Below are 15,312 nucleotides of genomic sequence, written 5' to 3'. Positions count from 1 at the left end.
TGACTCAGCGATAAACCGGGAAATCGGAACACAGTGCGGCGACCTGACTCGCAACGTTGGCCTCGACATCGGCGTCACCGAGATTGTCGAGGATGTCGCAGATCCAGCCTGCCAGCTCGACGCACTGAGTCACCTTGAAGCCGCGACTGGTCACAGCCGGGGTGCCGATGCGCAGACCGGACGTCACGAAAGGCGATTGCGGATCGTTGGGCACCGAGTTCTTGTTGACGGTGATGTGCGCACGACCCAGTGCCGCGTCGGCGTCCTTGCCGGTCAGGCCCTGACGAATCAGGCTGACCAGAAACAGGTGGTTGTCGGTGCCGCCGGAAACGACATCGAAGCCGCGATCAATGAACACCTGTGCCATGGCCTGGGCGTTATCGATCACTTGTTGTTGATAGGCTTTGAAATCTGGCTCCATGGCTTCTTTGAAGCACACAGCCTTGGCGGCGATGACGTGCATCAGCGGGCCGCCCTGACCGCCGGGGAACACGGCGGAGTTGAGTTTCTTTTCCAGCTCCTCGTTGGCCCTGGCCAGAATCAGCCCGCCACGTGGACCGCGCAGAGTCTTGTGGGTCGTGGTGGTGACCACGTCGGCGTACGGCAGAGGGTTCGGGTACAGACCTGCGGCAACCAGACCGGCTACGTGGGCCATGTCGACGAACAGGTAGGCACCGACCTTGTCGGCAATTTCGCGGAAACGCGGAAAATCCAGCGTCTTGGAGTAGGCCGAGAAACCGGCAATGATCATCTTCGGTTTGCTTTCCAGCGCGATACGCTCGACTTCGTCGTAGTCGATCAGGCCGGTGTTGGTGTCGATGCCGTACTGCACGGCGTTGTACAACTTGCCAGAAAAGCTGACCTTCGCACCGTGGGTCAGGTGGCCGCCATGGGCCAGGCTCATGCCCAGCACCGTGTCGCCTGCCTGCAGCAGTGCCAGATAGACAGCTGCGTTGGCTTGACTGCCGGAGTGTGGCTGGACGTTGGCGTAACCGGCACCGAACAGCTGTTTGGCGCGCTCGATGGCCAGTTGCTCGACCTTGTCGACATGCTCGCAACCGCCGTAATAGCGCTTGCCGGGATAGCCTTCGGCGTACTTGTTGGTCAGGCCGCTGCCCTGGGCCTGCATGACGCGCTTGCTGGTGTAGTTCTCCGAGGCGATCAGCTCGATATGGTCTTCCTGACGCTGCTCCTCGGCATTCATCGCTGCCAACAGTGCGTCGTCATAACCCTGGATCTGGTCTTGCTTGCTGAACATCGCGGTTCTCCCAGCGGCGGCGCTGCGCCTGTCTTATAGGTCGGGCATGAGGATTGCCCCTTGCAAGCGATGGTATGGCCGACGCTGCCCGCCCAGATGCCTACGGACGCCACACAAAGGTGCGTTTACGACATTGCCCAAATCGGCCCCACTGATCGTTCCTCATGCGCCGCGCTCCGACGCGAGCACGATTCGAGACCGAGGGCGCGGACTTGTCCGCAAAAAGCCCGGTGCATCCGAGGAAAACGTAGCGCATGAGCGCAACAAAGGCAGAGCACCTGCCAGTTCTGACAGTAGACGGGGGCAGACGCAGAAACCTAATCTGGCGATGTAAAGCGGTCGATGGCGCTGGACAACAGGGACCGTAACAACAGGGTCAGTAACAACGCGGACAGCTCACTCTTTTTATTCAACGGACTGGATTTCGCCGACACCAGGAAGGAGACCATGATGGACCTGATCGCAAGAACGCATACCCTGACGCCAGCACTATGGAAAGCGCTGAGCGCTCAAAAAAGCCACCAGGTGCCCGCTCTCGAACCGCTGCTCTTCCTTTCTCAGGGCGTGCTTCATGATTCGAATCTGCTAGGCCAGGTCAAGCTGAGGACTATTCAGGAATTGCCAACTCTCGAGGCGCTGGTAACGGTCTACATCGAGGGCATGGAGACGACGCTTACCACCACAACGTCGATAACCGACGCCAGGCTTTACGCGACCACTCAAGACATCATTCATCAGAACGATGCCTTCAACTCCGTTATCTTCAAGGTCATTTCCTATTCAGATGGCACCGTCATGGCCGACATCTACCTGTGGGAAATACCCGCGCCCGTCGCACCCGACGCCATCGAATCGGACATACCTCTTTATCTACCCAAAGGTTCGATGTTTTACGTGAGTGACTCCGAGCAGGATATTGTGATGGACAGAACCATCAGAATGTCTGAAGACCGCCGGGCCTCGGTCAATATTCGTACTGTTGAAGGAGCAAGCTACTCAACAACCGTAACGGAGGCTGAAGCGGTCCGATGTGCAGTGCCGGGCGACTATTATGTGGAAAGCGGTTCGGCAGAACTGTCTGTCGTGTACGGCGTTACCACGCTCTCTGAAACGCCGTTCACTCCGCTCATCAAGCACACGCCGTTGCCAGCGGGGCCGGCCCCGACCCCGAATTCACCGACGCAAGCGTAAGAAACGCCAAGTGTCGTCGCAACCCTGGCGTATGAGCAATGGCGGTCAGCTTTTCGGCGCAACCAGTGCATCCGCACGGAACATGCCGCGAATCCCGCGCACCGCCTGACGAATCCGGTCCTGATTCTCGATCAGCGCGAAACGCACGTGATCGTCGCCGTACTCACCGAACCCGACACCGGGCGAGACGCACACCTTGGCTTCGAGCAGCAGCTTCTTGGCGAACTCCAGCGAGCCCAGATGTGCGTAGGCTTCAGGGATCTTCGCCCAGACGTACATCGACGCCTTGGGGTTTTCGACCATCCAGCCCAGTTCATGCAAGCCTTTGACGAGCACATTACGACGCTGGCGATACTGCTCGGCGATGTCGAGCACGCACTGCTGATCCCCTTCCAGCGCAGCAATAGCGGCCACTTGCAGCGGCGTAAAGGTGCCGTAGTCGTGGTAGCTCTTGATCCGCGCCAGCGCATTCACCAGCTCGGGATTGCCGACCATGAAACCGATGCGCCAACCCGCCATGTTGTAACTCTTGGACAGGGTGAAGAACTCAACCGCAATGTCCTTGGCACCGGGCACCTGCATGATCGACGGCGCTTTCCAGCCGTCATAGACGATGTCGGCGTAGGCCAGGTCATGAACCACCAGCACGTCATACTGTTTGGCCAACGCCACGACGCGCTCGAAGAAGTCCAGTTCTACGCACTGTGCGGTAGGGTTGGACGGAAAGCCCAGGATCATCATCTTCGGCTTGGGAATCGAGCCGCGAATGGCTTTTTCCAACTCGGCGAAGAAATCCACACCCGGCACCAACGGCACCGAGCGCACCTGGGCGCCGGCAATCACCGCACCATAGATGTGGATCGGGTAGCTGGGGTTGGGCACCAGCACAGTGTCGCCTTGATCCAGCGTGGCGAGCATCAGGTGCGCCAGGCCCTCTTTGGAGCCGATGGTGACGATGGCTTCGCTCTCGGGATCGATATCGACCTCATAGCGCTTTTTGTACCAGTTGGAAATCGCCCGACGCAGACGCGGAATGCCACGCGAAGTCGAGTAGCCGTGCGTGTCTTCACGTTGGGCGACAGTGACCAGTTTTTCGACGATGTGCGGCGGCGTGGCCCCGTCGGGGTTACCCATGCTCAGGTCGATGATGTCCTCACCTCGACGGCGGGCAGCCATCTTCAGCTCGGCGGTGATGTTAAACACGTAAGGGGGGAGTCGATCGATGCGCGCAAAGCGGCGCGGCGAACCTTGGTCGGCCATGAGAATCTCGCAGACGTAAGCGCCCGGAACCGTCCGAGCGACGTTGGCCACATGAGGCGGCCTGCTGCGGAAGATAAATGCAGTGCTGGCATTTTGTCTAGCAACAATCACCGTGCCTTATCTCGTCAGCTGCTTGCGTTGAGCCTGAGTCTCTCTGAACGAATGCGAATAGATGGGAGGCGTTTGCTGCAAGAAAGCACTGTGTCAGGGACGAACAGCAATTCCGAATGTTCAGACCACCCTCAGCAGTTCCCGCAACCCCAGCAGTACCAGAAAATGCAACGGGTAGATCGCATACGCCCAGCGCCGCATCGGCACGACCCTGAATCGCGGTTTGGCACGAAGCAACGCCAGACCCAGCACCGGCGCGAGCAGACAGGCAATCAGCGACCCGATGGAAATCGGATCGCCCCACGCTGCACCCGCAAACATCTCGGGCCAGGCATTGCCCGCTATGCAGAACACTGCCGGAAAAACCGCATAACCGAGCGATCTGTTCAGCACCAGAAGAAACACCAGCGGCAATAACACACCTGCAAACCCGAACATCAGGTATTTCTGAAACATCACCCCCAGCAGCAATGCGACAAGCGCCATCACTCTCGTTACGGGTGTTTGATGCTGCCAACCCTGCGCAATCAGCAAACCGAGCAGCAAGGTCGGCATCACATTGAGCACCGTCGCATCAGCCATGAACAGCCTATAGGGAATCTCAGACAGCGCGGCGAATGCCAGCAGCCACAAGAGATATCGCCATTGCACACGCGGCGCGATCACCGCTGCGCTGCGCCGTGAAAGATTCACCGCGATGGCCAGACAGAAAAAGGGAAAGGCAAAACGGCCCGGCACGTACAGCTCGTTGACCGACCAGCCCACGTAGCGCAGATGATCAAGCACCATGCTCAGCATCGCCAGCCACTTGAGCAGGTCCAGCGCCTTGTTGCGTCCCGGCAGAAAAGGCGGGTTGGAAAGATCCATATCGCTCCTGACGTTATCAGCGTGTCACGTCGTCGAGACATGACCGCAACCCTCATTATTCGGTACAGTGCGCACCATAAGCCCATAAGGAATCGGCCATGACAGACCAAAGCCAACAGTTCGCCAGTGACAACTATTCCGGTATCTGCCCCGAAGCCTGGGCAGCCATGGAACAGGCGAACAAGGGTCATCAACGGGCCTACGGCGACGATCAATGGACTGCGCGGGCGTCGGATGATTTCCGCCGTTTGTTCGAAACCGACTGCGAGGTGTTCTTCGCTTTCAACGGAACAGCCGCCAACTCGCTGGCGCTCTCATCGTTGTGCCAGAGTTACCACAGTGTCATCTGTTCGGAAACGGCTCACGTCGAAACCGACGAATGCGGTGCGCCGGAATTTTTCTCCAACGGTTCCAAGCTGCTGACCGCCCGCAGCGCAGGCGGCAAACTGACCCCTGAGTCGATCCGTGAAGTAGCCCTCAAGCGTCAGGACATTCACTACCCCAAGCCTCGGGTTGTGACCATCACCCAGGCAACTGAAGTCGGCGGCGTCTATCAACCCGAAGAACTCAAGGCAATCAGCGCAACCTGCAAGGAACTGGGCCTGCATCTGCATATGGACGGCGCGCGCTTCTCCAACGCCTGCGCATTTCTGGACTGCTCTCCGGCCGAACTGACCTGGAAGTCGGGCGTTGACGTGCTGTGTTTCGGCGGCACCAAAAACGGCATGGCGGTGGGTGAAGCAATCCTGTTCTTCAACCATGACCTGGCTGAGGACTTCGATTACCGCTGCAAGCAGGCCGGACAACTGGCGTCGAAGATGCGTTTTCTGTCAGCGCCCTGGGTCGGTCTGCTGGAGAACGACGCGTGGCTCAAACACGCCCGTCACGCCAACCGTTGCGCACAGCTGCTGGCGGATCTGGTCAAGGATATTCCAGGCGTGGAACTGATGTTCCCGGTAGAGGCCAACGGCGTCTTCCTGCAATTGTCCGAACCCGCGATTGCGGCACTGACGGCCAGGGGCTGGCGTTTCTACACCTTCATCGGCAACGGCGGCGCACGTTTCATGTGCTCGTGGGACACCGAAGAAGAGCGCGTCCGCGAGCTGGCAGCCGACATCCGACAGGTGATGCAGGGCTGACCTGCCTCACCTGAGCAGACCTCAATACTCGATCCGCACGTCCCCTTTCGGCACGCTGCAGCAAGAGAGAATGTAGCCTTCTGCGACGTCCTCGTCGGTGATGCCGCCGTTGTGCTCCATCTCCACTTCGCCGCTGACTTTCATCACCTTACAGGTGCCGCAGATCCCCATGCCACAGGCTTTGGGGATCATCAGGCCCAGCTTGGCGGCAGCGGCATGGACGGTTTCACCAGGCCCCACCCGAATGCTCTTGCCGGTGTCAGTAAATTCGACCTGATGCAGATCGGCAATATCGATGTCCGGTGCATCGGCAGCGATTTCCGCCTGCTCGACTGCATCGGCGCGTGCCTCAGGTGGAGTCGCACCAAAGGATTCCTCATGGTACTGCGCCATGTTGAAGCCGTTTTCCTGCAGCAGACGCTTGACCGCCGACATGTAGGGCGTGGGTCCGCAGCAGAACACTTCGCGGTCCATGAAGTCCGGAGCCATCAACTCAAGCATCTTCTGATTCAGATAACCGCGATAACCGGCCCACGGCTCACCCAGACCGTGTTTTTCACAGACCAGGTGCAAGCTGAAGTTGTCGATCCGCGACGCCATGTGTTCCAGCTCGCGGTGATAGATGATGTCCTTGGGCGAGCGGGCGCTGTGCACGAACACCATGTCGACGTTGGCGTTGGTGTCATAGAACCAGCGCGCCATGGACATCACCGGCGTGATGCCGACACCGCCGCTGAGGTAGAGAATCTTCGGGCTGGGAAAATCGATGGCGTTGAACAGACCGACCGGCCCGTGCACGGCCAGCTCCTGGCCTTCGTGCAATGTGTCGTGCAGGTAGTTGGAGACCTTGCCGCCCGGCACACGCTTGACGGTGATCGAGAAACTGTAGGGCACCGACGGCGAACTGGAGATGGTGTAGGAGCGCATGATAGGCACGCCGTCGATTTCCAACTCAAGGGTCACGAACTGGCCGGGCTTGAAAAAGAACAGGATCGGCTGGTCGGCCATGAAGCAGAAAGTGCGTACATCCCAGGTTTCCTGGATGACTTTGACGACACGTACCAGGTGGCGCCCGTTGGCCCATGTCTGGGTTGTGACCGGGCTGAGGAAACTTTGGGACATACAGTATCTCCACGGCCGACTGTCGGCCTCTTATGGTGCGGATTCTGCTTAACCGAAGACGTCGTCACTTATCCATCAACGACATTCACGTACTTACGGCGACCAGCCCCCAAAGACAAGGTGTTTCGCGTCGGGAACGGATTCGGCCATGTCGCGCATGGATAAGGTTCACCGCGCGCCCGCCCCCACACTCGCCACCAAGGGCAATCCAAGCAAGGACGACTGATCCGTCGCCCTGCGTGCAGCGCTACAACAACCGTATCAGCCACATTCGCAGGCCGCCTTCAGACGCGGTCATGAGGGATTTAACGATGGACGTCAACGCAACCCTGAGCCTGGGCGACTTGCTGGAACCTGCACGCAAGGCCACTGCCGAGATGCTGCAGAATCGTGAACGCACGTATTCGTTGCCGCAGCCTTTCTACAGTGATGAGCGGCTGTTTGAAATCGACATGCAGGAGATTTTCCAGAAGGAGTGGCTCATTGCGGGGATGACCTGTGAAATCCCGGCCAAGGGCAATTACCTGACACTGCAGATCGGCAAGAATCCGATTCTGGTCGTGCGCGGCCCGGACGGAGCGGTCAACGCGTTCCATAACGTCTGCCGTCACCGGGGCTCGCGTCTGTGCACCGCCGAGAAAGGCAAGGTGGCCAAGCTGGTCTGCCACTATCACCAGTGGACCTACGAACTGGATGGCCGCCTGTTGTATGCCGGCAGCGAGATGGGTGCCGACTTCGACATGACACAGTTCGGCCTGAAGCCGGTGAACGTGAAAACCGCAGGCGGTTACATTTTCATCAGCCTGGCGGAAAACCCGCCGGCCATCGACGAGTTCCTGTCGACCCTGCGCCATTACATGGAACCCTACGACATGGAGAACACCAAGGTGGCGGTGCAGACCACCTTGATGGAAAAGGCCAACTGGAAGCTGGTGCTCGAAAACAACCGCGAGTGCTACCACTGCAACGCTTCCCACCCCGAACTGCTCAAGACCCTGCTGGAGTGGGACGACGTAACCGACCCGCGTGCCGATCAGGCCTTCAAGGACCACGTGGCCGCCTCCGCCGCCGCCTGGGAGGCCGAGAAGATTCCCTACGCCCACGCCAGCTTCGGCCTGCGCAACCGCATCGTGCGTATGCCACTGCTCAAAGGCACCGTGTCGATGACCCTGGACGGCAAGGTCGGCTGCAAGAAACTGATGGGCCGCATCCAGAACCCGGACCTGGGCTCGATGCGCATCCTGCACCTGCCGCACTCTTGGAACCACTGCATGGGCGATCACATCATTGTGTTTACCGTCTGGCCGATCAGCGCTCAGGAAACCATGGTCACCACCAAGTGGATCGTCCACAAGGACGCGGTCGAAGGTGTGGATTACGACGTTGAGCGCATGCGTCAGGTCTGGGACGCCACTAACGATCAGGACCGTCGTCTGGCCGAAGAAAACCAGCGTGGCATCAACTCCACAGCCTACCAGCCAGGTCCTTATTCAAAGACCTATGAGTTTGGGGTGGTCAACTTCGTCGACTGGTACAGCTCGCGCATGCTGGAAAACCTGGGGGCCGAACCTGCGCCGTATCTGAAAGGTGTGGCGGTCAATCACGAATAAAGGCTCAGCACATAGACCCACGAAGTTCAGATCATACCTGAACTTCGTACTCACGACTGTCTACCACCTGTCTTGTATCCTTTAAATATGCACCGCCCCGCTAATGACCGGCGTTGCACAGCTTTTTCTCCGACTAAACTTGTTTGACGTTCCAACGGAATGGAAACGTACGACGCACCTCATGCGTACGTTATTTAGTGCACGGAGAAAAACATGTTCACTCGCTACTTATTCAAAAAATACATAAACCGCTATATCTCGCACTTCAAAAAGCGTAAAGCCGATGCGGCCTCCGACATGCCGGATATGTCCCAAAAAAATATCCTCATGGGTTTTTGGCACAACTGGGGGCCAGAACCTGGCCAGGGTTATCAGCAGGGCATGTTCAAGGAAATGTCCCTGAGTGAGGTTCCAGAAGCCTACAACGTGGTGGCAGTGGCCTTCATGAAAGGCAACGGCATCCCGACCTTCAAACCTTACAAAGGGACCGATTCAGAGTTTCGTGCCGAGGTCGCCAAGCTGAACGCACAAGGCAGAGCGGTGCTGATTTCTCTGGGTGGCGCCGATGCCCACATTGAATTGCATGCGGGCCAGGAGGCCGCGCTGGCCGCTGAAATCTGCCGGCTGGTCGAGGTCTACGGCTTTGACGGTCTGGACATCGATCTTGAACAGACCGCAATCACCTTCGCCGATAACGCTACGGTATTACCTGCTGCACTGAAACTGGTGCGCGACCACTACAAAACCGAAGGCAAGCATTTCATTATCAGCATGGCGCCAGAGTTTCCTTATCTCCGGGAATCCGGGCCTTACCTTGCCTACATTTCAGCCCTTGAAAACTACTATGACTTCATTGCACCGCAGTATTACAACCAAGGCGGTGATGGCATATGGGTTGATGAACTGAATGCCTGGATCACTCAAAACAACGATGACCAGAAAAAGGAATTTCTTTATTACCTTACCGACAGCCTGATCAATGGCACACGGGGGTTCTCATCTATTCCAGCCGACCGTCTCGCCATCGGCTTGCCGAGCAACAATGACGGGGCAGCTACCGGCTATGTGATTGACCCTCAGGATATAAAAGACGCGATGGCAGATCTGGAAAGCGACGGCAATCCGATTCGCGGCCTGATGACGTGGTCTATCAATTGGGATGACGGCAAAGACAAGGATGGCAAGCCCTATGACTGGGAGTTCGTTACTCGTTATGGCTATCTGACTGAAGGCGAACAACCAGGACCGGACAAACCGCCAGCGCCCACACACTTCAGGTCAACGACACAAACCACCGACTCCATCACGTTGCTATGGGATCTCGTGGAGTGGAATAAGCCAGTCCTGAGATATGACGTGTATCGTAACGGCGTTCACCTGCCTGAAACGACACATCCTCCGTTCGTAGACACAGGTCTTGAACCGGGCAAAGCCTACGATTATCAGATCACAGCAACTGACACGGATCACGTCACCTCAGATAAATCTGCCGTCATCAGTGTCAGTACCAAGGTAGAAGGTGGAGGCGAGCGGCCGACCGCTCCGACCGATCTGCACACGACAGAGATAACGACAACAAGCATTTCGCTGCTGTGGAACCCATCGTCCGTCGGCCTGTACCCGCTGATGGAATACGATTTGATTCGAAATGGAGACCAGATTGCCGAGATCGAAGCGCCCGCTACCAGCTTCACAGACAGCGGGCTGACCGCCAACACCCAATATGAGTATGTGGTCTTCGCAAGGGACACCGGCAACGTGTTTTCCGGCCCCAGCAATATATTGAAAACTGCCACCAAAGGTGAGGACGGCGGTGATGTGCACGAATGGGTGTTGGACCACAGCTACAAAGTGGACGATCTGGTGAGTTATGAGGGCATTGTGTACATCTGCATCGTGGCTCACGTTTCAAACTCAGGCTGGACGCCCCCGGAAGCCTTCACGCTTTGGGTGCCTTATGCACTGAGAGCCAAACGGCGCTAGTCCCTGACGCGCTATGCCAGTAGAACTCACTTGGAGCAGGCGTTACACGGCAAGATTAAAATGACTTACCCACAGGACCCGTTCGAGAACTCTGGGTAAGTCGTTTTCAAGCCAGACATACTGAAACCTGAAGAGCTGAAAGAGAGCCGCCTCAAGAGCTGTCTATTTTTTGACCAAATCGCTACAGTCCCCGTCAGTCAAGGGACGCAGCCGATCGCGAACATGTTATCCACAGAAGCACCAACAGACTTTGGGTACAACTTGGCGTTGCGTGACGCAGATTGTGGAAAACCTGCTAAAAATCAAGATTTGCAACGTAAATCGAGCAAAGCAGCGCTGGCATGCGTCAATTGACTATTTTTTGTACAAACCCTTGAAAGCCTTATAAAACGGGGCTTTCGGCGAATCACGAACAACTTGCCCACAGGGACGCCAACAGAGATTGTGGGTAGTTATTAGAACAGGCAATGGCCGGTGGACTGTTTACCAACATTGAAAAGTCTTGGAAAAACCGTGACTTAAGCTGATCAATATTTAACCACACCTGTCTAAGCCACAGTTTATAAGGCGTTCAGCAAAGCGCGAACACGTTATCCACAGGCGAACGCACAGGGATTGTGTGTAAGTTGACGTCCTGGCTTAGCGCACGACGCCCTCTTCCACCAACAGTTTCAGAATCGCGGCTGCGCCCTCCTCCGGGCTCAGCCCTTTGAGCACTTGCCCACCGCCACCACTGGCCTTGGCTGTCGCAGCTTTCATTCGATCAGCACCACTCTTGGCCTTGATCACTTTCAGGCGCTTGGGTCTCGGCTTGGCGGGCTGCAGCGCCTGCCCTGTGAGTAACTCATCGGTCACCACCTCAACCTCATCAACGCCCAGTACCCCGCGTTGCGCCGGGCCATAAGCGCTCTGGCGCGGTTTGGGTGCCGCGTTATCCACAGTCGCGAGAAAGGGCAGACGTACCTTGAGACGGCGACGCTGCCCACGAGGCAGCGCCTGCAGAATCAGCGCAATACCGCTATCCAGCGACTCGACCTCGGCAAGCCCGGTCACCAGTGGCCAGCCGAGCTTTTCGGCCAGCAGGAACGGCAACATGCCTGACCCCTCGCCGGTTTCTGCCTGACTGCCGGTCAGCACAACTTGCGCGGCTGAATCTCGAATGTAGTCAGTCAACGCCGCCAGCGCGTCGGCACCTTGTGGCTGTTCCAGCACATGCAGTTCGCTCAATCCCATGCCCAGATAAGCGCGCAATGCAGGCTCCTGTGCATCACCCGCATGCAGCACCTGCAAGTTATCCCCAACCAGTTGCAACCCGAGTTCAACCGCGCGTGCATCCTGTTCAGCACGGCGCGCACGGCCTGAGGTCGGGTGAGCTCCGACGGACACAAGGCTGATGATCTGCACCTCAGACTTATCCACTGCCGCTTTATTCTGTTCAGGCCGCATCTCGTTTCTCCCCATTGCGCCAGGCCTCAACCGCCGCTATCAGCGCGTCGAGAATGGCCGCGCTCTCACCAATCACCGAGAGATCGGCGCGCTTGACCATGTCGCAGCCTGCATCGAGGTTGATGGCAACGACTTTGTCGCAAGCGCCAATACCCTGCAAATGCTGGATGGCACCAGAAATACCCACAGCCACGTAAACCCGCGCAGTGACCCAGGTGCCGCTGGCACCGACCTGGCGCTCTCGGCCCATGAATCCGTCATCGACTGCAACGCGCGACGCTCCTTCGGTCGCGCCCAAGGCCATCGCTGTACGGTGGAACAACGCCCAGTCCTTGACCCCGTTACCGCCGGACAGAATGAACTCGGCTTCCGCCATGGGGATAACTGCGGGATCGACGGTTACTGCCCCCAGATCTTCAATGCGAGACAAGCTGCGTGCCACCGTTGTGGATAACTCCACGGCAGAAGCTTCATGTCGCGTCTCGCTCACGGGTTCTGCACATTCCGCCGCCGCCAGGATGAGCCTTGCGACGGGCCGGATCAGATCTTCCCGTCCCGCCCCGGCCCTGCCGATGCACTGCTCATCCTTGACCTGCCAGACACGGGTCGCTGGGCGCTCGCCGATACTGGCCGCAAACCGACGTCCGAGTTCGCCACCACCGGTGCGGCTGTCGGGCAGCAACCAGTGGCGAGGGTTGAACTGGTTATCCACAGCACGCAACCCCTGCACGCGCTGTTCGGGTGAGTAACCATTGAACTGACTGCCGTCCAGGATCAGCAAGCGGTCAACGCCCGCTGTCTCGAACGTGGTTTCCTTGTGTTCGCCGAACACCACGGCCAGAACAGCGCCTTGCGTGCCTGCCAATTGACGAGCGAGGCCCAGCAGGTCACGGTCGTGGCTACTCAGGCGGCCACCCACCATGTCCGGCACGACGCTGATGTAAAACGCCGGGTCGAGAACCTGATGCAACGGCAACAGTACTTCAGAAGCAGCCGAGCGCTTGACTGCGCCGCCCTGTTGCGCACCGCTGCGGTCAATGCGCTTGATGCCGTTAGGTCCGATAAAGCCCGCGCCATGCACGTTCTTGCGCATCAGGCCGTTAGGCCCCATCCAGCTGGTTTGTGGAGGCTGCATAGCCGCATGCAGCGGGTGCAGCCGGTTACGGGCGATCCACTCGGCACGTGGGTCTCGGCGGATAATGTCGCTCATCAGTGCGCCTCCGCAGGTTCACGTTTTGCCGGGACAGGCTTGCTGGGAATAACGTCGTCTTCCAGCAGTGCATCGGCCACCAGTTCGGCAATGTCCTTGATCAGCGGCCGAGGCTCGACCACGCCTTCGAGCATCGCCGTGCACTGTGGACAACCCACCGCCACCAGCTCGGCACCTGTCTCGCGAATATCATCCATGCGCATGTCAGGAATACGCTGCTTGCCGGGAATATCAGTGATCGGCGCACCGCCACCGCCGCCGCAGCAACGCGAGCGGAAGCCCGAGCGCTGCATTTCCTTTATCTCGATACCCAGCGCACGCAGCACGTCGCGGGGTGCTTCGTATTCGCCGTTGTAGCGGCCCAGGTAGCACGGATCGTGATACGTCACGCTGGTGCCTTTGTGCTGCCCCAATCTCACGGATCCGTTCTGAATCAGCTCGGCCATATACGTGCTGTGATGCTGCACCTGATAGTCGCCACCGAACGCGCCGTATTCGTTTTTGAGTACGTGAAAGCTGTGCGGATCGCAGGTCACGATGCGCTTGAAGCTGTACTTGGCCAAGGTCTGGATATTGCGTCGGGCCAGCATCTGGAAAGTCGCCTCATCACCCAGACGACGCGCCACATCACCACTGTCGCGTTCTTCCAGCCCCAGCACAGCGAAGTCGACGCCGGCGGCTTTGAGGACTTTGACGAAGGCACGTAACGTGCGCTGGTTGCGCATGTCGAACGCGCCGTCACCGACCCAGAACACTACGTCCACGGCCTTTTTCTCACTGAGCAGGCTCAGATTCAGATCCGCCGCCCAGTTCATGCGTCCGCCCGGTGCAAAACCGCCGGGGTTGTCGGTGGCGATCAGGTTGTCCAGCACTTCGGCGCCCTTGTTCGGTGTCGCGCCTTTTTCCAGGGTCAGGTGACGGCGCATGTCGACGATGGCGTCGACGTGCTCGATCATCATCGGGCATTCCTCGACGCACGCCCGGCAAGTGGTGCACGACCACAGTGTTTCGGCGTCCACCAGACCGTTGACGATCGGCTGATGCGGGTTGCCGCCGTGCTCGCCGATCGGCTTGCCCTTACCATCCAGCGACGGATACGGACTGCCCGCAAAATTGGCATCGGTGCCACCTGCCAGACCCACGACCATGTCCTGAATGAGCTTTTTCGGGTTGAGCGGCTGGCCTGCCGCGAACGCCGGGCATGCCGCTTCGCACTTGCCGCACTGGACGCAGGCGTCAAAACCCAGCAATTGATTCCAGGTGAAATCCGCAGGCTTTTCCACACCCAGCGGCGCGCTCGTATCCTTGAGGTCCAGTGGTTTGAGACCGGTGGAACGACCACCGCCGAAGCGCTCGGCGCGACGGTGCCAGGCCAGGTGCAGCGCACCGGCGAAAGCGTGCTTCATCGGCCCGCCCCAGGTCATGCCGAAGAACAGTTCGCTCACACCCCACAGCACACCCAACCCCAGGATCACGACCAGCACCCAACCGCCGAAGTGTTCGGGCAAGATGCCCGCCACCGGCAGCGTGACCAGGAAGAAGCTTGCGGAAAACGCCATCAGGCTTTTCGGCAGGCGCATCCATGGCCCTTTGGACAGGCGTGCAGGCGGGTTCAGGCGACGTCGATAAACAAAGATCGCCCCCACGAACATGACGGCTGTCATCAACAGCAAGGCGTAGCCGAGCAGGCGGTTATGCAGACCGAAACCATGCACCAGAATCGCCAGAATGATGGACGCTACCGCACCGCCTGCCGTGGCGACGTGGGTGTTGGCGATGTATTTGTCACGGGCGACCACATGGTGCAGATCGACCATGTAACGCTTGGGCATGGCCAGCAGCCCGCCGAGCCAGTCAACGTCGGAGGCCCGCCCATTGCGCCACATTTTTACCCGCCGCATCGCGCCCAGCACCGCAAGGGCCAGGGCGCAGAACAGCAGGATGGGAAGAAGAGTGTCTAGCATCTGAAGCTCCCGAAAGCCAGGCGGTCTTGCAGGCCAAATCGTCTGATTGCCGCAACGTACTGAATGAAAGCTATGCCTTGTGGGAGGGGGCTTGCCCACGATGAACGATTACGAGGCACTCCTGATGCATCGCGTCGACTGCATCGCCGGC

At 58.5% G+C, this 15,312-nt stretch carries 11 protein-coding genes; 4 read left to right on the top strand and 7 right to left on the bottom strand.

What is annotated here, in order from left to right:
* Positions 1-4: 4 nt before the first annotated feature.
* Positions 5-1,258, bottom strand: coding sequence for a serine hydroxymethyltransferase (gene glyA, locus KDX39_RS22095; RefSeq protein WP_099228679.1), 1,254 nt, complete (start codon positions 1,256-1,258; stop codon positions 5-7).
* Between the two features lie 447 nt (positions 1,259-1,705).
* Between glyA and KDX39_RS22090 the strand changes: the two genes are divergently transcribed.
* On the top strand, positions 1,706-2,449 hold the full coding sequence (locus tag KDX39_RS22090; RefSeq protein ID WP_231661804.1) for a hypothetical protein: 744 nt from the start codon (positions 1,706-1,708) through the stop codon (positions 2,447-2,449).
* Positions 2,450-2,494: 45 nt separating this feature from the next.
* Here the strand turns inward: KDX39_RS22090 and alaC are convergent, their stop codons facing one another.
* The gene (alaC, locus tag KDX39_RS22085) at positions 2,495-3,709 is read right to left on the bottom strand and encodes an alanine transaminase (protein WP_029244127.1); all 1,215 of its coding nucleotides are present in this window, start codon (positions 3,707-3,709) and stop codon (positions 2,495-2,497) included.
* Positions 3,710-3,940: 231 nt separating this feature from the next.
* A complete protein-coding gene (locus tag KDX39_RS22080; RefSeq protein WP_231661803.1) occupies positions 3,941-4,687 on the bottom strand; it encodes a TraX family protein in 747 nt (248 codons plus the stop codon).
* Positions 4,688-4,785: 98 nt separating this feature from the next.
* Between KDX39_RS22080 and KDX39_RS22075 the strand changes: the two genes are divergently transcribed.
* A complete protein-coding gene (locus KDX39_RS22075; RefSeq protein ID WP_210071489.1) occupies positions 4,786-5,826 on the top strand; it encodes a threonine aldolase family protein in 1,041 nt (346 codons plus the stop codon).
* Between the two features lie 21 nt (positions 5,827-5,847).
* On the opposite strand, the gene gbcB is transcribed toward KDX39_RS22075, so the two are convergent.
* On the bottom strand, positions 5,848-6,948 hold the full coding sequence (gene gbcB / locus KDX39_RS22070) for a glycine-betaine demethylase subunit GbcB (RefSeq protein ID WP_231661802.1): 1,101 nt from the start codon (positions 6,946-6,948) through the stop codon (positions 5,848-5,850).
* Between the two features lie 311 nt (positions 6,949-7,259).
* On the opposite strand from gbcB, the gene gbcA reads away from it, so the two are divergent.
* Positions 7,260-8,558, top strand: coding sequence for a glycine-betaine demethylase subunit GbcA (gene gbcA / locus KDX39_RS22065; protein WP_231661801.1), 1,299 nt, complete (start codon positions 7,260-7,262; stop codon positions 8,556-8,558).
* Between the two features lie 213 nt (positions 8,559-8,771).
* Positions 8,772-10,541 (top strand): fibronectin type III domain-containing protein, encoded by a 1,770-nt coding sequence (locus tag KDX39_RS22060; protein ID WP_231661800.1) that lies wholly within the window; start codon positions 8,772-8,774, stop codon positions 10,539-10,541.
* A gap of 639 nt (positions 10,542-11,180) precedes the next feature.
* Here the strand turns inward: KDX39_RS22060 and etfB are convergent.
* The 3 genes from etfB to dgcB are packed head-to-tail and all read right to left on the bottom strand — an operon-like array spanning position 11,181 to position 15,161.
* On the bottom strand, positions 11,181-11,987 hold the full coding sequence (gene etfB / locus KDX39_RS22055; RefSeq protein ID WP_231661799.1) for an electron transfer flavoprotein subunit beta: 807 nt from the start codon (positions 11,985-11,987) through the stop codon (positions 11,181-11,183).
* Positions 11,977-13,197 carry an electron transfer flavoprotein subunit alpha gene (etfA, locus tag KDX39_RS22050; protein WP_231661798.1) on the bottom strand — a complete coding sequence of 407 codons (1,221 nt, stop codon included), beginning with the start codon at positions 13,195-13,197 and terminating at the stop codon, positions 11,977-11,979. Before etfA ends, etfB begins: the two co-directional genes overlap by 11 nt.
* Entirely contained in the window at positions 13,197-15,161 is a 1,965-nt protein-coding gene (dgcB, locus tag KDX39_RS22045; protein WP_231661797.1) for a dimethylglycine demethylation protein DgcB, read from the bottom strand. Before dgcB ends, etfA begins: the two co-directional genes overlap by 1 nt.
* Positions 15,162-15,312: the final 151 nt, after the last annotated feature.

Source organism: Pseudomonas sp. CDFA 610 (genome assembly GCF_021147865.1).
GTDB classification, from domain to species: Bacteria; Pseudomonadota; Gammaproteobacteria; order Pseudomonadales; family Pseudomonadaceae; genus Aquipseudomonas; species Aquipseudomonas alliivorans.
The sequence above is the reverse complement of the archived record's forward strand: the minus strand, read 5'-3'. Positions and strand labels throughout refer to the sequence as shown.